The 18,559-nt window shown below is 72.2% G+C and carries 17 protein-coding genes; 7 read left to right on the top strand and 10 right to left on the bottom strand.

What is annotated here, in order from left to right; all coding sequences use genetic code 11:
• Nucleotides 1-27: 27 nt before the first annotated feature.
• From ACODT5_RS28505 to ACODT5_RS28490, 4 genes are all read right to left on the bottom strand, one after another.
• Complete coding sequence (locus ACODT5_RS28505) at nucleotides 28-795, bottom strand: hypothetical protein (RefSeq protein ID WP_422522039.1); 768 nt, start codon at nucleotides 793-795, stop codon at nucleotides 28-30.
• The gene (locus ACODT5_RS28500; protein WP_422522038.1) at nucleotides 792-2,765 is read right to left on the bottom strand and encodes a phosphatidylglycerol lysyltransferase domain-containing protein; all 1,974 of its coding nucleotides are present in this window, start codon (nucleotides 2,763-2,765) and stop codon (nucleotides 792-794) included. The genes ACODT5_RS28505 and ACODT5_RS28500 overlap by 4 nt, the downstream gene beginning before the upstream one ends.
• Before the next feature lie 82 nt (nucleotides 2,766-2,847).
• A complete protein-coding gene (gene cobT, locus ACODT5_RS28495) occupies nucleotides 2,848-3,909 on the bottom strand; it encodes a nicotinate-nucleotide--dimethylbenzimidazole phosphoribosyltransferase (protein WP_422522037.1) in 1,062 nt (353 codons plus the stop codon).
• A 141-nt stretch (nucleotides 3,910-4,050) separates the two neighbouring features.
• Nucleotides 4,051-5,256 (bottom strand): bifunctional adenosylcobinamide kinase/adenosylcobinamide-phosphate guanylyltransferase, encoded by a 1,206-nt coding sequence (locus ACODT5_RS28490; protein ID WP_422522036.1) that lies wholly within the window; start codon nucleotides 5,254-5,256, stop codon nucleotides 4,051-4,053.
• Between the two features lie 104 nt (nucleotides 5,257-5,360).
• Here ACODT5_RS28490 and ACODT5_RS28485 point away from each other — a divergent pair, with 104 nt between their 5' ends.
• Nucleotides 5,361-5,573 (top strand): hypothetical protein, encoded by a 213-nt coding sequence (locus ACODT5_RS28485; RefSeq protein ID WP_385383375.1) that lies wholly within the window; start codon nucleotides 5,361-5,363, stop codon nucleotides 5,571-5,573.
• Between the two features lie 72 nt (nucleotides 5,574-5,645).
• Here ACODT5_RS28485 and ACODT5_RS28480 read toward each other — a convergent pair whose 3' ends face one another.
• Nucleotides 5,646-6,368: a class I SAM-dependent methyltransferase gene (locus tag ACODT5_RS28480; protein ID WP_422525063.1), complete on the bottom strand. Its 723-nt coding sequence runs from the start codon at nucleotides 6,366-6,368 to the stop codon at nucleotides 5,646-5,648.
• A gap of 89 nt (nucleotides 6,369-6,457) precedes the next feature.
• Nucleotides 6,458-7,066, bottom strand: coding sequence for a DUF3043 domain-containing protein (locus ACODT5_RS28475; protein WP_422522035.1), 609 nt, complete (start codon nucleotides 7,064-7,066; stop codon nucleotides 6,458-6,460).
• Nucleotides 7,067-7,298: 232 nt separating this feature from the next.
• Between ACODT5_RS28475 and ACODT5_RS28470 the strand changes: the two genes are divergently transcribed.
• Both ACODT5_RS28470 and pspAA read left to right on the top strand, forming a co-directional pair.
• On the top strand, nucleotides 7,299-8,093 hold the full coding sequence (locus ACODT5_RS28470) for a PspA/IM30 family protein (RefSeq protein ID WP_422522034.1): 795 nt from the start codon (nucleotides 7,299-7,301) through the stop codon (nucleotides 8,091-8,093).
• Between the two features lie 13 nt (nucleotides 8,094-8,106).
• Nucleotides 8,107-8,385 carry a PspA-associated protein PspAA gene (gene pspAA, locus ACODT5_RS28465; protein WP_422522033.1) on the top strand — a complete coding sequence of 93 codons (279 nt, stop codon included), beginning with the start codon at nucleotides 8,107-8,109 and terminating at the stop codon, nucleotides 8,383-8,385.
• A gap of 72 nt (nucleotides 8,386-8,457) precedes the next feature.
• Here the strand turns inward: pspAA and ACODT5_RS28460 are convergent, their stop codons facing one another.
• The gene (locus ACODT5_RS28460) at nucleotides 8,458-9,222 is read right to left on the bottom strand and encodes a hypothetical protein (protein ID WP_422522032.1); all 765 of its coding nucleotides are present in this window, start codon (nucleotides 9,220-9,222) and stop codon (nucleotides 8,458-8,460) included.
• Between the two features lie 70 nt (nucleotides 9,223-9,292).
• Between ACODT5_RS28460 and ACODT5_RS28455 the strand changes: the two genes are divergently transcribed.
• The gene (locus tag ACODT5_RS28455) at nucleotides 9,293-10,114 is read left to right on the top strand and encodes an adenosylcobinamide-GDP ribazoletransferase (RefSeq protein WP_422522031.1); all 822 of its coding nucleotides are present in this window, start codon (nucleotides 9,293-9,295) and stop codon (nucleotides 10,112-10,114) included.
• Nucleotides 10,115-10,130: 16 nt separating this feature from the next.
• Here the strand turns inward: ACODT5_RS28455 and ACODT5_RS28450 are convergent, their stop codons facing one another.
• A complete protein-coding gene (locus tag ACODT5_RS28450; RefSeq protein ID WP_422522030.1) occupies nucleotides 10,131-10,727 on the bottom strand; it encodes a hypothetical protein in 597 nt (198 codons plus the stop codon).
• 168 nt (nucleotides 10,728-10,895) lie between these two features.
• Between ACODT5_RS28450 and ACODT5_RS28445 the strand changes: the two genes are divergently transcribed.
• Together ACODT5_RS28445 and ACODT5_RS28440 are read left to right on the top strand one after the other, a co-directional pair.
• Nucleotides 10,896-11,615 carry a response regulator gene (locus tag ACODT5_RS28445; protein ID WP_422522029.1) on the top strand — a complete coding sequence of 240 codons (720 nt, stop codon included), beginning with the start codon at nucleotides 10,896-10,898 and terminating at the stop codon, nucleotides 11,613-11,615.
• 217 nt (nucleotides 11,616-11,832) lie between these two features.
• Nucleotides 11,833-14,964, top strand: a complete 3,132-nt coding sequence (locus ACODT5_RS28440; protein WP_422522028.1) for an efflux RND transporter permease subunit — start codon at nucleotides 11,833-11,835, stop codon at nucleotides 14,962-14,964.
• 93 nt (nucleotides 14,965-15,057) lie between these two features.
• Here the strand turns inward: ACODT5_RS28440 and nadA are convergent, their stop codons facing one another.
• The gene (gene nadA / locus ACODT5_RS28435) at nucleotides 15,058-16,260 is read right to left on the bottom strand and encodes a quinolinate synthase NadA (RefSeq protein ID WP_422522027.1); all 1,203 of its coding nucleotides are present in this window, start codon (nucleotides 16,258-16,260) and stop codon (nucleotides 15,058-15,060) included.
• Between the two features lie 318 nt (nucleotides 16,261-16,578).
• Here nadA and erpA point away from each other — a divergent pair, with 318 nt between their 5' ends.
• A complete protein-coding gene (gene erpA, locus ACODT5_RS28430; RefSeq protein WP_243330017.1) occupies nucleotides 16,579-16,935 on the top strand; it encodes an iron-sulfur cluster insertion protein ErpA in 357 nt (118 codons plus the stop codon).
• Between the two features lie 107 nt (nucleotides 16,936-17,042).
• Here the strand turns inward: erpA and ACODT5_RS28425 are convergent, their stop codons facing one another.
• Nucleotides 17,043-18,539, bottom strand: a complete 1,497-nt coding sequence (locus ACODT5_RS28425) for a hypothetical protein (RefSeq protein ID WP_422522026.1) — start codon at nucleotides 18,537-18,539, stop codon at nucleotides 17,043-17,045.
• Between the last annotated feature and the right edge of the window lie 20 nt (nucleotides 18,540-18,559).

The following is an 18,559-nucleotide window of genomic DNA, read 5'->3' as shown; positions in this document are numbered from 1 at the left end:
CGATACGGTACGGCCCCGCACGCGTTCTCAGACCCGGGGCGGCGCCGCGGGTGGAGTCCCGGGCGGAGCCGGTGGCGCGGTCGGTGGCGGGGTCGGTGGCGGGGTCGCGGCCGGGGACCGCCCCAGCGGGGCGCGGGAGCGCTCCGGGCCCCACTTGGCGCGGACCAGGCAGATCAGCATCACCGAGGCGATGGCGGCCAGGTGTTCCTTGCCCGCCAGGTTGTCCTTGAAGAGCAGCTCGCCGATCATGACCAGGATCACGGCGGAGCCGGTCACGTACGCCCGGTAGCGCCAGCAGACGTACACGGCGAGCCCGACCACCGCCGCCGAGGGCCCGGTGTCGTTGACGATCCTGTCCGAGTCGGGCAGGCCGAAGAGGTGGTCCGGGCCCAGCGAGAGCCCGATCCGCGCGTACATGGTCCCGGCGAGGGTGGCCACGTAGCCGATGACCAGCGTGCGCCACCAGCCGATGCAGATCTCCGAGATCCCGAAGACGAGCAGGATCTGCGCGAGCGCACCCCACACCGGCAGGTCCAGCGCCGGGACGAACAGCGACAGCGGGGTCCGCAGCAGGGCGAGCCAGAGCGGGTCGACGGCCTTGACCGACCCGAGGTCCTGCACCGGCTGGAAGCCCCATGAGGTCTGTTGCACGATCTGGAAGACCGCGGTCAGGCAGACCGCGCCGAGGGTCATCGGGATCGCCCGCCACGTGTCGCGGACGAGCGCGTCCCGGACCGTGCGGTACAGGGGCCCCCACTCGCGGCGGGCGAACCGCCGCAGTGAGGCAGTGCTCAACGCTTGCTCTCCAGATGTCTGCGGTGCATCCACTTCGGCAGCCCGGGTGCTTCCAGGAAGCCCTCGGCCCGGCCCGCCGCGATCCCGATCCGCAGCAGGTCCGAACTCTTCTCGAAGAGCATGAACCGCGGTTCCCAGATCGGCCGGTATTTGGCGTTGGCCCGGTAGAGGGACTCGATCTGCCACCAGCGCGAGAAGAAGCTCAGCAGCGAGCGCCACAGACGCAGCACCGGACCGGCGCCGAGCTTCGACCCGCGCTCGAAGACGGAGCGGAACATCGCGAAGTTCAGCGAGACCTGTGTGACGCCGATCTCCTTCGCGCGTTCCAGGAGTTCGATGACCATGAACTCCATCAGGCCGTTCTCGGAATCCCGGTCACGGCGCATCAGGTCCAGCGACAGGCCCTTGGGACCCCAGGGCACGAAGGACAGCACGGCGCGCAGCTCGCCCTCGCCGTCGAAGCACTCCAGCATCACGCACTGGCCGTCGTCGGGATCGCCCAGCCGGCCCAGCGCCATCGAGAAGCCGCGCTCGGTCGCGCCGTCGCGCCAGTCGTCGGCGCGCAGCAGGAGTACGTCCATCTCCTCGGCCGGGATGTCGGCGTGGCGGCGGATGCGGACGGTGTACCCGGCCCGCTTGACCCGGTTGTACGCCTGGCGGACGGTCCGCATGGCGCGGCCCTCCAGGGTGAACTCGTCGGTCTCGACGATGGCCTCGTCGCCCAGTTCCAGCGCGTCCAGTCCGTGCCGGGCGTAGATCTGCCCGGCCTCCTCACTGGCGCCCATCACGGCGGGGACCCAGCCGTGCTCGCGGGCCTCGGCCAGCCAGGGCTCGATGGCGCCGGGCCAGGCCTCGGGGTCGCCGATCGGGTCGCCGGAGGCCAGCGAGACCCCGCCGACGACGCGGTAGGTGACCGCGGCCTTGCCGGTGGGGGACCAGATGACGGACTTCTCGCGGCGCAGCGCGAAGTAGCCCAGCGAGTCGCGGTCGCCGTGCCGGGCGAGCAGCAGGCGCAGCTTCTCCTCGTCCTCCTCGCCGATCGGGTCCACGGCGCGGCGCGAGCGGAAGGCCGCGAACAGCACGGCGAGCAGCAGCAGCGTCGACATGACGTTGATCGTCACGTCCACCCAGCCCGGGGTGGTGATCGTGTTGTACGCCTTGTCGCCCGGGGCCAGGGTGACCAGCCGCATCAGTCCGTACCGCCAGCGCGCCAGGAACGTGGCGTCCGCGGCGTCGGGGTCGGTGTTGGTCGCGCCGACGAGCAGGGCGGCGACCAGCGAGGTCACCAGCAGCCCGACGGAGGCGACCAGGCTGGCCAGCAGCGGGTTGGAGCGGTCGCCCTTGGCGTAGAACTCCCGGCGGCCCAGCAGCAGGGCGCCGACGAAGAGCGCGGTCAGCCCGAAGGCCACCCAGTTCTGCGGGTGGACGCGGAACTCCGGGTAGCAGAACTCGTACGAGCCCCCCGAGCACGGGGTGAAGGAGGCGACGGCGGCCATCGCGAAGGCCGCCAGGAGCAGCCCGCTGAGCACGAGGTTCAGGATCCAGGCAGCGCGTTTGCGGCGGCCCATGGTGACGGTGAGCAGCAGCGAGAACGCCGCGGAGGCGAAGCCCGCCGTGAGCAGGTACGGGGTGTAGAAATCGGCGGTGCTGTGCCGCCGCAGGTCCTGGCCGAGCGAGAACCACACCGCGCTGAGCAGGTTGACGAAGGTGACGGCGCGCAAGTACCACACCGCGAAGGTGGCGCTGCGCCGAGAGCGGACGCTTCCCCGGCCGGTTTCCCGGGTGTTCCCCTGACCGGCCGACGCGCTTCCCTGGGTGTTCCCCTGGGCGTTGGACTGAGTGGTGGCCCGGGCACCGGCCTGGGCGTTCCCCCGCCCGCCCCCCGGATTGTCTCTGCCGTTCGGATCCCCACCGGTTCCTCGGTCGGTCTTCCGATCGGTCTCTGCGCTGGTCAAACGGACCTCTCCCATAAAAAGCGATGATATGGGGCATCGCGGTCCGTGCTGATGTCCGGAGAACCGCGGCCTGGTCAAGACCGCGGACCCCGGAGACTCATTCGGTGGGCTCGACCGCCCGTTCGGGGAGTTCCGCCGCGAGTGCGGCGGCCGCCTGGACGAGGGGAAGGGCCAGCAGCGCCCCGGTTCCTTCTCCCACAGTGACGCCGTGGTCGAGCACGGGGTTGAGTGCCATCCGGTCCAGTGCCTTCGCCTGGCCCGGCTCGCCGCTGGCCTGTCCGGCCAGCCACCAGTCCGGCGCCCGGAAAGCGGCCCGCTGGGCCACCAGTCCGCAGGCCGCCGAGACGACCCCGTCGAGGATCACGGGGGTGCGGCGCACCGCGCACTGGAGCAGGAAGCCGGTGATCGCGGCGACGTCGGCGCCGCCGACGGTGGCGAGCAGCGCGACCTGATCCCCGAGGACGGGCCGGGCGCGTCGCAGCGCGTCGCGGATCGCCGCGCACTTGCGCATCCAGGTCAGGTCGTCGATCGGCATGCCGCCGCGGCCGGTGACCACGGAGGCGTCGGTGCCGCACAGGGCGGCGACGAGGGTCGCGGCGACGGTGGTCCCGCCGACGCTCAGGTCGCCGAGGACGACCAGATCGGTCCCGGAGTCGGCCTCCTCGTCGGCGATCTGGATCCCGAGGCGCAGCGCGGCCCGGGCCTCCTCGATCGTCAGCGCGTCCTCCACGTCGATCCGCCCGCTGCCGCGCCGGACGCGGTGCTTGGTGATCTCCTCGGGCAGCAGGTCGAGATGGCAGTCCAGGCCGGCGTCCACGATCCGTACGGAGGCGCCCAGCCGCCCGGCCAGGACCGCCACCGGGCTGCGGCCGTCCAGGACGGCCCGCACCAGCTCGTGGGCGCTGCCCGCGGGACGCACGGAGACCCCCTCGGAGGCCACCCCGTGGTCGGCGGCGAACAGCACGACGCGGGGCCGCTCGATCGGCTTGACCGGCACCTGGCCCTGCGCGGCGGCGAGCCACTCGGCGAGTTCGTCGAGCCGCCCCAGCGCCCCGACCGGCACGGCCAGCCGTTCACGGCGTTCCTCGGCGTCACGCCGGACGCCCCCGTCGGGGCGCTCGATCAGATCGGAGAAGTCGTCGAGATTCAGCGTGGTCATTTGCCAGAGGGTACAGCGGCCCCTAGGGCCTGTCGTCAAACTCCCGCCTGCCTCGCGACGCCTGGCAGACGGGAGTGTGACGACAGGCCCTGGCGGTGCCCGAACGGTCCGTGCGCCGCGTTCCGTTGCAGGTGCCCGCGGCTACTGCTTCAGGACCAGCGCCTGCCCCGCCACCACCAGGAGGACGTGCTCGCACTCCCCGGCGACCCCCGCGTTCAGGCGCCCCAGCTCGTCCCGGAACCGGCGCCCCGACGCGGTCGCGGGGACCACGCCCGAGCCGACCTCGTTGCTGACCAGCACCACCGGCCTGCGGGTCGCGCGGACCGCGGCCACGAGCGATCCGGTCCGTTCCCGCAGCTCCGCGGCGCCCTTCTCCGCCCACACCGCGTCGTCCCAGGCCCCGGCCCGGTCCATCGCGTCCGTGAGCCACAGCGCCAGGCAGTCGATGAGCAGCGCCGGGCCCTCCTCTTCCAGCAGCGGCACCAGATCGCAGGTCTCCACCGTCCGCCAGGACGCGGCCCTGCGCTCGCGGTGGAGCCCGACCCGCGCGGCCCACTCCGCGTCGCCCTCGCGGGTACCGCCCGTGGCCACGTAGACCACCTCCGGGTAGCCGGTCAGCCGGCGCTCGGCCTCGTACGACTTGCCCGACCGGGCGCCGCCCAGGACCAGGGTCCGCCGCGGCACCTCCGGCGCCGGCCGGTACTCCCCGGCGGCCACCGTGGTCCCGTCCGCCACGGTCCGCGCGCCCGCGGCGGCGCACCGGCGCTCCAGTTCCGCCCCGGGCGGGGTGTCGTGGTCCAGGTGGACGGCGATCACGTCCGTCGCCGGGCCCACCGCGCCGCTGGCCCGCAGCCGCGCCAGCGCCTCCGGCCGGCCGAGCAGGTCCGCGAGGACCACGTCGTACGGGCGCCGCCCGCTGGTGCCCGCGGTCCCGGCCGGGGCGCCGCCCGGCGGCAGGTAGAGCATCCGGGCGCCGTCCGGCCCGGTCACCTCGTACCCGGTGCCCGGCGCGTCCATCGGCACGGCCCGCACCCGGTGCCCGGAGATCACCGCGAGCTCCCGCCCGTCCGGCACCCGCCCGGCGGCCGGCAGCCCCGGCGGCAGCTCTACGGCGGGACCGTCGTGCGGGTGCGTCAGCAGGACCTGCCGTACGGCGGCCAGCGAATGCCCCGCCCGGGCGCCGGCGAGCACCGCCCCGGGGGTCAGGTCCAGCAGCAGCGCCCCGTCCACGAGCACGGAGGTGGCGGCGCGCGCCCGGGGCCCCACGGAGAGCGCGCAGGCGGCGCAGGGACAGCCGGGGCGGGGCAGTCCTTCGGGTGTGCCGGTGCCGAGCAGAGTGAGTTCCACAGGATGATCCTCCCGCGTCGCCGGGACTGCTGCGCGCCCGGTTAGTCTGCGGGCACACTCAAGGCGAGAAGCGTGTGAGAAGCGGACGAGCAACGGAGGCGGACATGGCGTGGACGTGGCGGTTCGAGACGGCCGACGGCAGTGAGACGAGCCCGTCGGTGGTGCCGGAGGAGTTCACCACGCAGGGGGACGCCGAATCCTGGATCGGCGAGTACTGGAAGGACCTGCTGGAGGGCGGTACCGAACAGGTGAAGCTGTCCGACGACAACGGGACCCAGCTCTACACGATGAGCCTGCGCGAGGCCGCCGAACTCTAAGGGCCGGGGCGCGCGAAAGCCCGGACCCCTTGAGGGGTCCGGGCTCTGCCGTGCACAGGGGTGCCCGGGCGCTCAGCCCCGTACGCCGCACAGGTGCAGCAGCGCTGCGACCCCGCGGTAGGGGTCGGTCCGCCCGGCGCGGTCCTCGGCGGCGAGCAGTCCCTCCAGTTCCGCGTCGGCGGGGAGCTTGTCGCCGGCCTCGGTGCCGTCGGTGAAGACGCGCACCCCGTACCAGGTCTGCAGCGGGGCGCCGATCCCCGACAGGGTCGCGGTCAGCGTGGCCAGCCGGTCGGCGCGTACGTCCAGGCCCAGCCGGTTCGTGTAGCCGACGCCGTCGAAGGCCGCCAGCGCGGCCGTCCAGTCGCCGTGCAGGCCGGGCCGCATCGCGAGGGCGTCGCCGTTGCGCACCAGCAGGGACAGCAGTCCGCCGGGGGCCAGCATCCGGGCGAGCCCGGCGAGCATGGCGTCCGGCTCGGGCACGTACATGAGGACGCCGTGGCAGAGCACGACGTCGAAGCTGCCCGGCAGGAAGTGCGCGCCGGTCTCCCGGCCGTCGCCCTCCATGAGGCGGACGCGGTCCTGGATCCCGGGGGGCTCGGCGGCCAGCACCTCACGGGCGACGGCCAGCATGGCCGGGTCCTGCTCCAGCCCGGTCACCATGTGCCCGGCGCGGGCCAGGCGCAGCGCCTGGGTGCCCTGGCCCATGCCCACGTCGAGGACGCGCAGCCGCTGCCCCACGGCGAAGCGGTGCGCGATCTGCTCGTCGACCTGACGGCCGACGAGCTCTTGGCGCACCACGTTGCGGAGCCCGCCCAGGCCTTCGAGCCAAAGCCGGGCCCCGTCCGTGAAGCCACCCCCGCCGAACGCTCCGGGCGTTCCTCGGCTCAGGGCCGTTCCCCGCGCTTGACCTGCGGCTTCGGCAGACGAAGCCGGCGCATCTGGAGGGTGCGCATCAGGCCGTACGCGACGGCGCCGCGCTTGGGCTCGTCCGGGAAGCGCTCGTTCAGGGCCTTGCGCAGGCGGATGAACATGCCGACGGAGTCGACGATGATCAGCGCGATGACGCCGAGCCACAGCAGGAGCGCGATGTTCTGGATGGACGGCACCCGCACCATGCTCAGCACCAGGATGATCACGGCCAGCGGCAGGAACATCTCGGCGACGGAGAAGCGGGAGTCCACGAAGTCGCGCACGTACCGGCGCACGGGACCCTTGTCGCGGTTGGGCAGATAACGCTCGTCGCCATTGGCGAGAGCCTCGCGCTGCTTGGTCATCTCGACCCGGCGGCGCTCACGAGCTCGCTTGGCATCCTCCTTGCGGTTGCCGGTCGAGGCCACCACGGCCTTGCGCTGCGACTGGGCCACAGCACGCTTCGGCGTCGGGCGGCCCTTCGGGGCCTGAGGGTCACGGGACTGCGAGAGGTCGGCGCTCACCTTGTCGGTGGCGGCGTCCTTCTCTTCCTTGGAGGATCGGCTACCAAACACAAAACCCAAGGGTACGTGGTTGCGGGCACGGCCCCCATCCCCGCGGGGAACGATCCGGCAACGGCGGGCGTCCTCCTGAGGGGAGCACCTACTCCTTACGCCTGACACGGCGGACGATCAGTCGTCCTGGAGGAGGAGCGCATCCCCGCTCGAACAGTGCGGTAATAGAGACAGGGCCCGTACTGTGGGTCTTGTTGGTGACCTGGAGCACAGTCCGTCTAGAAGGGGGCGCGCGAAGCCCATGAGCGGTGTCATGAAGCGTATGGGGATGATCTTCCGCGCGAAGGCGAACAAGGCCCTGGACCGGGCCGAGGACCCGCGCGAGACCCTCGACTACTCGTACCAGAAGCAGCTGGAGCTGCTTCAGAAGGTGCGCCGCGGGGTCGCCGACGTGGCGACCTCCCGCAAGCGGCTGGAGCTGCAGCTCAACCAGCTCCAGGGGCAGTCCAGCAAGCTGGAGGACCAGGGCCGCAAGGCGCTGGCCCTGGGCCGTGAGGACCTGGCCCGCGAGGCCCTGTCCCGTCGCGCCTCGCTGCAGCAGCAGGTCAGCGACCTGGAGGTGCAGCACCAGACCCTTCAGGGCGAGGAGGAGAAGCTGACCCTCGCCGCGCAGCGGCTGCAGGCCAAGGTGGACGCCTTCCGCACGAAGAAGGAGACCATCAAGGCCACGTACACGGCCGCCCAGGCGCAGACGCGGATCGCCGAGTCCTTCTCCGGCATCTCCGAGGAGATGAGCGACGTCGGCCTCGCCATCCAGCGTGCCGAGGACAAGACGGCGCAGCTCCAGGCCCGCGCCGGCGCGATCGACGAGCTGCTCGCCTCCGGCGCGCTCGACGACCAGAGCGGCCTCGGCTCCAAGGACGACATCCAGGCCGAGCTCGACCGCCTCTCCGGCGGGACGGACGTGGAGCTGGAGCTCCAGCGCATGAAGGCCGAGCTGGCGGGCAGCCCCTCCGCCCAGCAGCCGTCCATCGAGGGCGGCGCCCCGGGCGCCGGCCAGCCTTCGCAGACCCAGCACCGGTTCGACAAGCAGTAGGACGGGGCCCGTCATGATTGTCCGCATCATGGGGGAAGGTCAGGTGGAGCTGGCGGACAGCCACTTCACCGAGCTCAACACGCTGGACGACGAACTGCTCGCGGAGATGGAGAGCGGTGACGAGGAAGGCTTCCGGCGCACGCTGGGCGAGCTGCTCGACGCCGTACGGCGGCTCGGCAAGCCGCTGCCCGACGAGGCGCTGGAGCCGTCGGAGCTGATCCTGCCCGCCCCCGACGCCTCACTGGACGAGGTGCGGGAGATGCTCAGCGACGACGGGCTGATCCCGGGCTGACCGGGAACGGATGCACACGTGAAAGAGGAAGGGCCCGCCCCCACGGGGCGGGCCCTTCCTCTGTGCCGTCCGTCAGCGCAGCTCCTTCTTGGAGGGCCGTTCGGTGTCCGGGGTCCCGCCGATGAAGTTCTCGAACTTGCGCCGCGGCGAGGCCCACCGGCGGTCGTGGTGGAAGGCGCGCAGCCCGGCCTTGGCGCGGGCCTTCGGGCGGTTGACGTAGAACTTCTTCGCGTACGGGGACCCGGGCCGGGCGAGGCGGATCGCCCCGATCAGCGCGACGAAGGGGATGACCGTGCCGAAGAACGCGGTGCGCGCCTTGCCCTTCCACAGGGCGATCAGGGCGAGGAAGAAGTTCGTCGCCGTGTTCATGGCGACCAGCCCGCGGTTGTGCCGTTCGTCCTCGGTGAGGTCGTTGACCCCGAAGGGCACGAAGCCGCCCAGCACCAGCGCCACGATCGCCGCCGTCAGGACCACGATCTCCACGCTCTTGCGCCCCTGCTCGCTCCAGTAGACGTCGTCCAGGTGCAGGATCAGCGCGAACTCGTCCAGCACCAGCCCCGCGCCCAGGCCGAAGATCACGGCCGACAGGCCGGCCCCGAAGCTGTGCCGGGCGCTGCCGATCGCGCCGAAGCCGCCGATGATCACGAGGATCACGCCGGGGACCACGTGGTGGATGTGCATGCCGCCCGGGGTGACGTTCTTGAAGGGCCCCCGGCCCGCCCGGATCATGCGGGTGATCATGCGGGTGACCAGGAACGACAGGACGAAGGCGACCAGGGCGAGGAGCAGCGGGAGCTTCCCCGGCTCCACAATGTTGCGAAACCACCAGTGACCCATGCCACCACCTCCCGATTTGGGGCGTTATGGGTAACTTACCGGTCCTGTCGAGCGGGTAGCGTTCGCGCCGATGACAGATTCGTACGACGGCCCGCCCCTGACCCCGCCCCCGGACCGGGCCTCCCTCCTCGACGGGGTCCGCTTCGCCTTCGGCACGCTCACCGTGCTGCCCGCGCGCATCACCCGCTGGGACCGCCCCGCAGCCCGCACCGGCATGGCCTGCGCCCCGCTCGCCGGGCTCGTCGTGGGGCTCCTCGCGGCGGTGCCCGGCGTCCTCCTGCTGCTGTGCGGCGGCGGTCCGCTGCTCGCCGCGGCCGTCACCGTCGCCGTACCGGCGGCCCTGACCCGCGCCCTGCACCTGGACGGCCTCGCCGACACGGTGGACGGACTGGGCAGCGCCAAGCCGGCCGACGCCGCGCTGCGCATCATGAAGCAGTCCGACATCGGCCCCTTCGGGGTGGTGGCGCTGGTGTTCGTGCTGCTGGTCCAGGTCGCGGCGCTGGCCGACGTGTACGCCGACAGCTGGATCCGGGGCGCCCTGGCGGCCGTGGTCGCCGCCGTCACCGCCCGGCTCGCCATGACCCTGGCCTCCCGCGACGGCGTCCCCCCGGCCCGCCCCGAGGGGCTGGGCGCGGCGGTCGCCGGAGTCGTCCCGCGCGGGGCCGCCGCCGTGGTCGCCGTACTCGTGGTGGTCCTGTCCGCCGCGGTCGCGCTGCCCCTGGGCCTGCCGGCCGCCGCGCAGCACGCGGTGGCCGTCCTGGCCGCCCTGCTGGCGTCGGAGGCCCTGCTCCGCCGCTGCGTGCGCCGCTTCGACGGGGTCACCGGTGACGTGTTCGGAGCCCTGGCCGAGGTCTCGGCGACGACGGCCCTGGTGCTACTGGCCCTGGGCTAGGAGCTGTCCCGCACGGCTACCGCATGCCGCGGTTCCGGCGCAGGTAGTACGCCCGGGTCACCACCGCCAGCAGCGGCCCCCACGCGAGGACGGGGAGGTAACAGGCCCACAGCGCCCATGCGCCGGGACCGCTGGTCGGGAATGCCTCGCCGTTGTCGTTGAGCGGCGGTACGAAGTGAAAGACGTAGTTCAGGGTCGCGTACGCGCACAGCGCCGTGGCCAGGAACGCGCCGATCGAGGCAGGGACGACGGCCGCGCGGACCGGTACCACGCGGCCCCCGGCGAACGGCACCCAGCCGGGCAGCCGTTCGCCCCACGGCCGGACCAGCCCCAGGGTGAGCAGTGCCAGGCACTCCGAGACCAGCGAGAGCGACAGCACGTACGGCCGTTCTCCCGGCAGCCACACGTGGCCCGCGTACCAGTCGGGCCAGCCTGTGACCAGCGCGATGCGCCACAGTCCCGACGGCAGGACGCACAGGGGGATGGCGTACGCCGCCCACCTGATGCCGCGCGGCACGTCCAGGCCGGGCCCGGCAGGGTTCCGCCCGCCCTCGCGGCCTCCGGTCCCGGCCGACGCGACAGCGGTGGCGTTCATGGTGGTCATGGCGTTCATGACGGTCTCCCCCTCATCCGGATGCGGCCCGGCGGGCCGCGGACTTACGCCCACCAGCCTCGCCCGCGCCCGTCCGCCGCGCTTCCGTCTACGGTCCCGACCCTGCTCCCCCGGACGGGGGAGGGGACCGGCGGGGCCGCGCAGCGCCTCCGCGCCTACTCTGACGGTATGACCCAGCCCGCCGACGCCGGCCCCGCACCCCGCATCACGGTCCTCCTCGCCGACGACCAGGCGCTGCTGCGCAGCGCGTTCAAGGTGCTCGTCGACTCCGAGGCCGACATGTGTGTCGTCGGGGAGGCCTGCGACGGGGCGCAGGCCTTCGAACTCGCGCGCACGGAGCGGCCCGACGTCGTGCTCATGGACATCCGGATGCCCGGCACCGACGGCCTCGCCGCCACCCGGCTGATCACCGCCGACCCCGAACTGGCCGACGTGCGCGTGGTGATGCTGACGACCTTCGAGGTGGACGAGTACGTGGCGGCGGCCCTGCGGGCGGGCGCCTCCGGGTTCCTCGGCAAGGGCGCCGAGCCCGAGGAGCTGCTCAACGCCATCCGCGTCGCGGCCGCCGGCGACGCGCTGCTCTCCCCGGCCGCGACCAAGGGCCTCATCGCCACCTTCCTCGCGCAGGGCGGCGGCGACGGGGCCACCCCCGCCGCGGGCGCCGCCCACGTACAGCGCCTCGCCGCGCTGACCGGACGCGAGCGCGAGGTCCTCGTCCTCGTGGCGGCGGGCCTGTCCAACGACGAGATCGCCCGCCGGCTGGAAGTCAGCCCGCTCACCGTCAAGACGCACGTGAACCGGGCCATGTCCAAGCTCGGCGCCCGCGACAGGGCGCAATTGGTGGTCATCGCCTACGAATCGGGACTGGTCCGGCCCAGGGCCGACTAGCCGCTCGCGGTTCGGAGCGGTTCGGAGTGGTTCGCAGCAGTTCGCAGTAGTCCCGCCTACTGCGGACGCGGTATGCCCCGGATAAGGACGGGACCTGGGGGCGACGTCGGCGGGCCGGTGCGCACGAGAGGCTGAGGGGCCCCGCGCGTGCCCGAAGGCACGGCTCCGTCATGCCTCGTAGACGTCACCGCGTCCCTGCAGAGAGATCCTCATAGCCATGTTCCGGCTGTCCCGCTTCAGCCTCGCCCAGAGGGCACTGATCGGCCTCGTGTCGCTCGTCGCGCTCCTCTTCGGCGCCATAGCCATCCCGCAGCTCAAGCAGCAGCTGCTGCCCTCCATCGACCTGCCGATGGTGTCCGTGCTCGCGCCGTACCAGGGCGCCTCTCCCGACGTGGTCGAGAAGCAGGTCGTCGAGCCGATCGAAGCCATGCTCAAGGGCGTCGACGGCATCACCGGCATCACTTCCACCGCCAGCGAGGGCAACGCCCTCATCATGGCGACCTTCGACTACGGCGACGACGGCACCAAGCAGCTCGTCGCCGACGTCCAGCAGGCCGTCAACCGGGCCCGCGTACGGCTGCCCGCCGAGGTGGACCCGCAGGTGATCGCCGGTTCCACCGACGACATGCCGACCGTGGTCCTCGCCGTCACCTCCGACAAGGACCAGCAGGCGCTGGCCGACCAGCTGACCGCGTCCGTGGTCCCCGCGCTGGAGGACATCGCGGGCGTCGGCCAGGTCACCGTCGACGGGGTCCGGGACCTCCAGGTCACCGTCACCCCCGACAACGCCAAGCTCGCCGCCGCCGGCCTCGACGGCGCGGCCCTGGCCCAGGGCCTCCAGGCGGGCGGCGCCACGATCCCCGCCGGCTCCTTCGACGAGGCGGGCAAGAACCGCACCGTGCGCGTCGGTTCGGGCTACACCTCGCTCGCCCAGCTGGAGGACCTGCGCCTCACCGCCGGCCCGGGCAAGCCCGCCGTCCGTCTCGGCGACGTGGCGAGCGTGAAGCAGGAGCCCGCCAAGGCCGACTCCCTCACCCGCACCAACGGCAAGCCCAGCCTCGCCCTGGTCCTCACGATGGACAAGGACGGCAGCGCCGTCGCCATCTCGGACGCGGTCAAGGACAAGCTGCCCGAGCTGCGCACCACCCTCGGCTCCGGCGCCGACCTGGCCGTGGTCAGCGACCAGGGCCCGGCCGTCGCCAAGTCCATCTCGGGCCTGACCACCGAGGGCCTGCTCGGCCTGGTCTTCGCGGTCGTCGTGATCCTGGTCTTCCTCGGCTCGCTGCGCTCGACGCTGGTCACCGCGGTCTCCATCCCGCTGTCCGTCGTCCTCGCGCTGATCGTGCTGTGGACCCGCGACCTCTCCCTCAACATGCTGACGCTGGGCGCGCTCACCATCGCCATCGGCCGGGTCGTCGACGACTCGATCGTGGTCCTGGAGAACATCAAGCGCCACCTCGGCTACGGCGAGGAACGACGACACGCGATCATCACCGCGGTCAAGGAGGTGGCCGGCGCGGTCACCTCCTCCACGCTCACCACCGTCGCCGTCTTCCTGCCGATCGCCTTCGTCGGCGGCATGGTCGGCCAGTTCTTCGGCCCGTTCTCCATCACCGTCACCGCGGCCCTGCTGGCCTCGCTGCTCGTCTCCCTGACGGTCGTGCCGGTGCTCTCGTACTGGTTCCTGCGCGCGCCGAAGGGCGTCAGCGAGGGCGACGCCGCGAGCATCGAGAAGGCCCGCCGCGAGGCCGAGGAGAAGGAGTCCCGCAGCAGGCTCCAGCAGTTCTACGTACGGGCGCTGGGCCTGGTCACCCGCCGCCGGGTCGCCACCCTGGTCGTCGCCGCCGTGGTGTTCATCGCGACGCTGGGCATGACCCCGCTGCTCAAGACGAACTTCTTCGACCAGGGCGAGCAGGAAGTCCTGAGCATCAAGCAGCAGTTGCCGCCCGGCACCTCGCTGGCCGCCGCGGACGAGGCGAGCCGCAAGGTCGAGAAGGTCCTGGACGGGACCGACGGGGTCAAGGACTACCAGGTCACCGTCGGCTCCTCCGGCTTCATGGCCGCCTTCGGCGGCGGCACGGGCTCCAACCAGGCCTCCTACCAGGTCACGCTGGAGAACTCGGGCAAGACCGAGTCCGCCAAGAAGCACATCGAGACCGCCCTCAAGGGGCTCGACGGCATCGGCGAGACCACCATCGCGGCCGGCGACGGCTTCGGCAGCCAGAACCTCAGCGTCGTCGTCAAGGCCGGTGACGCCGCCGTCCTCGCCCGGGCCGCCGAGCAGGTCCGCGCCGAGGTGGCGAAGATCGAGGACGTCACCGACGTCCAGAGCGACCTGTCCCAGTCCGTGCCCCGGATCTCGGTCACCGCCACCCCCAAGGCGGCGGAGTTCGGTCTGAACCAGGCCGCGCTCGGCGCCATCGTCGGGCAGGCCGTACGCGGCAACCCGGCGGGCAAGGCCGTACTGGACGACACCGAGCGGGACATCGTCATCAAGTCCGCGCAGCCGGCCACCACCCTGGCCCAGCTGCAGGCACTGCCCGTCGGCCCCGTGAAGCTCGGCGACATCGCCGAGGTCAAGGAGGTCCCCGGCCCCGTCGCGATGACCCGGATCGACGGCGCCCGCGCCGCGACCATCAGCGCGAAGCCGGTCGGCGACAACACCGGCGCCGTCAGCTCCACCCTGCAGTCGAAGATCAAGGCCCTGGACCTGCCCGCGGGCGCCACGGCCACCATCGGCGGCGTCGGACAGGACCAGAGCGAGGCCTTCGGCCAGCTGGGCCTGGCCATGCTCGCGGCCATCGCGATCGTGTTCATGCTGCTCGTCGCGACGTTCCGCTCGCTGGTCCAGCCGCTGATCCTGCTGGTCTCCATCCCCTTCGCGGCGACCGGCGCGCTCGGCCTGCTCCTGGTCACCGGCACCCCGCTCGGCGTCCCGGCGCTGATCGGCATGCTGATGCTCATCGGCATCGTCGTGACCAACGCGATCGTCCTGATCGACCTGGTCAACCAGTACCGGGCCCAGGGCTACGGCGTGATCGAGGCGGTCGTCGAGGGCGGCCGCCACCGGCTGCGCCCGATCCTGATGACGGCACTGGCGACGATCTTCGCGCTGCTCCCGATGGCGCTGGGCGTCACCGGCGAGGGCGGCTTCATCTCGCAGCCGCTCGCCGTGGTCGTCATCGGCGGCCTGATCAGCTCCACCGTGCTGACCCTGCTCCTGGTGCCGACCCTCTACACGATGCTGGAGCTCCGCAAGGAGCGCCGCAGCGCCAAGAAGAGGGCCCGCCTGACCGTGGTCCCGTCCCCGGCCGCCCCGGCGGACGAGGAGAGCCCGGTCAAGGTCTGACCCGCACGGGAACCCGTACCGCGGGAACCCGCACACGCCGAAGGGCCGCCCCTCACAGGAGGAGCGGCCCTTCGGTCGTTGCCGCCGGCCGGGCTACGGAAGCGCGAGCATCCGCTCCAGGGCGAGCTTGGCGAAGTCCGCGGTCTCCTTGTCGACCTGGATCTGGTTGACGAGGTTGCCCTCGGCCAGGGACTCCAGGGTCCACACCAGGTGGGGGAGGTCGATGCGGTTCATGGTCGAGCAGAAGCAGACCGTCTTGTCGAGGAAGACGACCTCCTTGTCCTCCGGGGCAAAACGGTTCGCCAGACGCTGGACGAGGTTCAGCTCGGTGCCGATGGCCCACTTGGAGCCGGCCGGGGCCGCCTCCAGCGCCTTGATGATGTACTCGGTGGAGCCGACGTAGTCCGCGGCCGCCACGACCTCGTGCTTGCACTCGGGGTGGACCAGCACGTTCACACCGGGGATCCGGGCGCGCACGTCGTTGACCGAGTCGACCGAGAACCGGCCGTGCACCGAGCAGTGGCCGCGCCACAGGATCATCTTGGCGTTCCGCAGCTGCTCGGCGGTCAGGCCGCCGTTCGGCTTGTGCGGGTTGTACAGCACGCAGTCGTCGAGGGTCATGCCCATGTCGCGGACGGCGGTGTTGCGGCCCAGGTGCTGGTCCGGGAGGAAGAGCACCTTCTCGCCCTGCTCGAACGCCCACTCCAGGGCCTTCTTCGCGTTGGACGAGGTGCAGATCGTGCCGCCGTGCTTGCCGGTGAAGGCCTTGATGTCGGCCGAGGAGTTCATGTACGAGACGGGGACCGTGGCGCCGGCGACGCCGGCCTCGGTCAGCACGTCCCAGCACTCCGCGACCTGCTCGGCGGTGGCCATGTCGGCCATCGAGCAGCCGGCGGCCAGGTCCGGCAGGACCACCTTCTGGTCGTCCGAGGTGAGGATGTCCGCGGACTCGGCCATGAAGTGGACGCCGCAGAAGACGATGTACTCGGCCTCCGGCCTGGCGGCCGCGTCCTTGGCGAGCTTGAAGGAGTCACCGGTGACGTCGGCGAACTCGATGACCTCGTCACGCTGGTAGTGGTGGCCGAGGATGAAGACCTTGTCCCCGAGCTTCTCCTTGGCGGCGCGGGCGCGCGCCACGAGGTCCGGGTCCGACGGCGAGGGCAGGTCGCCGGGGCACTCCACCCCGCGCTCGCTCTTGGGGTCGGCCTCACGGCCGAGCAGCAGCAAGGCAAGGGGCGTCGGCTGGACGTCCAAGGGCTGGTTGTCCAAAGGCTGGGCGGTGGTCACGACACGCACCCTTTCTGTTCTGCGACAAGGGACTTCTGAAGCCACTCTGAAGGCATCGCTTCGACTTCTCGTCTATTTGACGTTATCTATCATAACTGCTTCACGTCACTTTGACGATGCCGATAGTGTCGATGTGACGAATTCGCCCGCCCGCCACGGGGACCTCGCGGGGACCCACCACCGCGCGACGGTGTGCGAGCATGGAATTTCTGAAACACGCGTCGGGTCCCGGAATGAATCCGCGGTCCCGCTCGTTGCCACCGACGGCAAGAGTCCGACGTTTCCCCGCTCCCGGCGGGGAGCCGCCCACTTCGGGAGTGAATGCAGATGTCCGTACAGGACGAAAAGACCACCGTGAGCGACGGCATCCTCCTGTCCGACGCCGCCGCCGAAAAGGTCAGGACCCTCCTGGAGCAGGAAGGCCGCGATGACCTGGCGCTGCGCGTCGCCGTCCAGCCCGGCGGCTGCTCCGGCCTGCGCTACCAGCTCTTCTTCGACGAGCGCTCCCTCGACGGCGACGTCGTGAAGGACTTCGACGGTGTGAAGGTCGTCACCGACCGGATGAGCTCCCCGTACCTGCACGGTGCGTCGATCGACTTCGTCGACACCATCGAGAAGCAGGGCTTCACGATCGACAACCCGAACGCCACCGGCTCCTGCGCCTGCGGCGACTCGTTCAACTAGGCCCTGAAGGCTCCGAAGGCCCTGAGGGCCCGGCCGAGCCCGTAGGACCACGAGAGGGGCCCGCCCGCGGACATCCGCGGACGGGCCCCTCTCGCACGTCCCGGCACCTACTGGCGGGGGACGGCCTTCCCGTTCGTCGCGTCGATCACCTTGCGGTCGCCGAGCGGCTGCTGGAGCGTGGCCGTCACCGTCATCTCCTGCGCCAGCATGATGCAGGCCTGCCCCGGCTTGTTCGGGGTGTCCGTGATCCTCACCATCACCGAACCGGGCTGCTCGCGGACCTCCAGGGCGTACGTGCTGCACACCCCGCCCCAGAAGTTCACGGTCAGCGTCCGATCGGCCGAGGCGTACGAGAAACCGGGCACGGTCTGCCCCTTCGCGGGCGGGTCGACCGGGGTGGGCAGCTCGAGCGGGGGAGCCTCCTGGGTCAGGGACGCCGGCTGGGCCACCGTGTGGCCCGGTCCGCCGCTCTTGCCCGCCACCTCGAACAGCCAGGCCGGCACCAGGCCGCGGCCCGCCTGCACCGTGCCCGGGACCAGCCCGAGCTCGGCGCCGCGCACCGACTCCGTCCGCGTCGGCTTCATCGGCCGGGGCTCCGGGTTGCAGGGGAGCGTGTCCGTGGCGCCGTCCGGGGAGTCCGGGGTCAGCGGGACGCTCGTGGCGCAGCCGCTCGGGCCGGGGTCCGTGGAGCCGGAGCCCCGGGACTTGTCGTTCAGCCGGGCCAGCGCGTCCACGGCGCCGATCACCGGCTGCTCGGCGGCCCGCACCGGAGCCTTCAGCTCGCCACTGCCCGACACCACCAGGGAGTCCACCCCGACGCCGATCCGGGTGGACCAGCCCTGCGTGGGCAGGCCCCCGATCACCGGGTCGGCCGTCACCAGGCGTACGGAGCCCTGGGCGATCCGGGCGTCGAGCGCGGCCGAGCCCTGGCCGACGGCGGCCAGCACGGGCGCGGCGGCGGCCTTGGCTGCCTCCTCGGAGACGGGCGTCCCGGTCGTGCCGCCGTGCTCCTGGCCCAGGTCCTGGGGGAGGGTGGCCGGTCCGCAGGTGTCCTTGCCGCGCACGCAGTCGTCGCCGGTGCCGCCGCCACCCTGGAAGCGGGAGAAGTTCCAGGTCCCGGGAGCCTTGAGGTTCACCGTGAGCCGGGGCCCCGAGCCGTCCGCGATCTCCCCGGCCTGCCAGGTCTCCCCGACGAGCCGGGGCGCGCCGGAGATCCCGAGCGCCGCCGCGAGCCGCGCCACCTCGGCGGAGGTCACCTCGCCGCCCGCGGTGAAGGTCGGCGCCGTGGCCGGGCCGTCCGGGAGGGGCACGTCGGCGGTGTACGTGACCCCGCCGCCGGAGGGGTCGGGCTCGCCGGGGGCGATGCCGGGCCCGGGCGGAGTGGGCAGCGCGCGGGGAGCGGAGGCCGCGCTGTCGCCCGTACGGCCCTCTCCGTGCGCGGTCGAAGCCCAGTACGCGGTGCCGCCGCCCGTGAGCAGGACGGCGGCCGCGATCGAACCGACGACCCAGACCGGCCGCCGTCGTGCGGCACGTGCCGCGCCGGGGGCGGCGAGCGCCTCGGGTGTCTCGGGTGCTTCCGGTCCATCGGATTGTTCGCTGGTCACCGCATCGCTCCTTTGCCCGT

The sequence above is a fragment of the Streptomyces tatrensis genome (assembly GCF_049310065.1).
GTDB lineage: Bacteria > Actinomycetota > Actinomycetes > Streptomycetales > Streptomycetaceae > Streptomyces.
The sequence above is the reverse complement of the archived record's forward strand: the minus strand, read 5'-3'. Positions and strand labels throughout refer to the sequence as shown.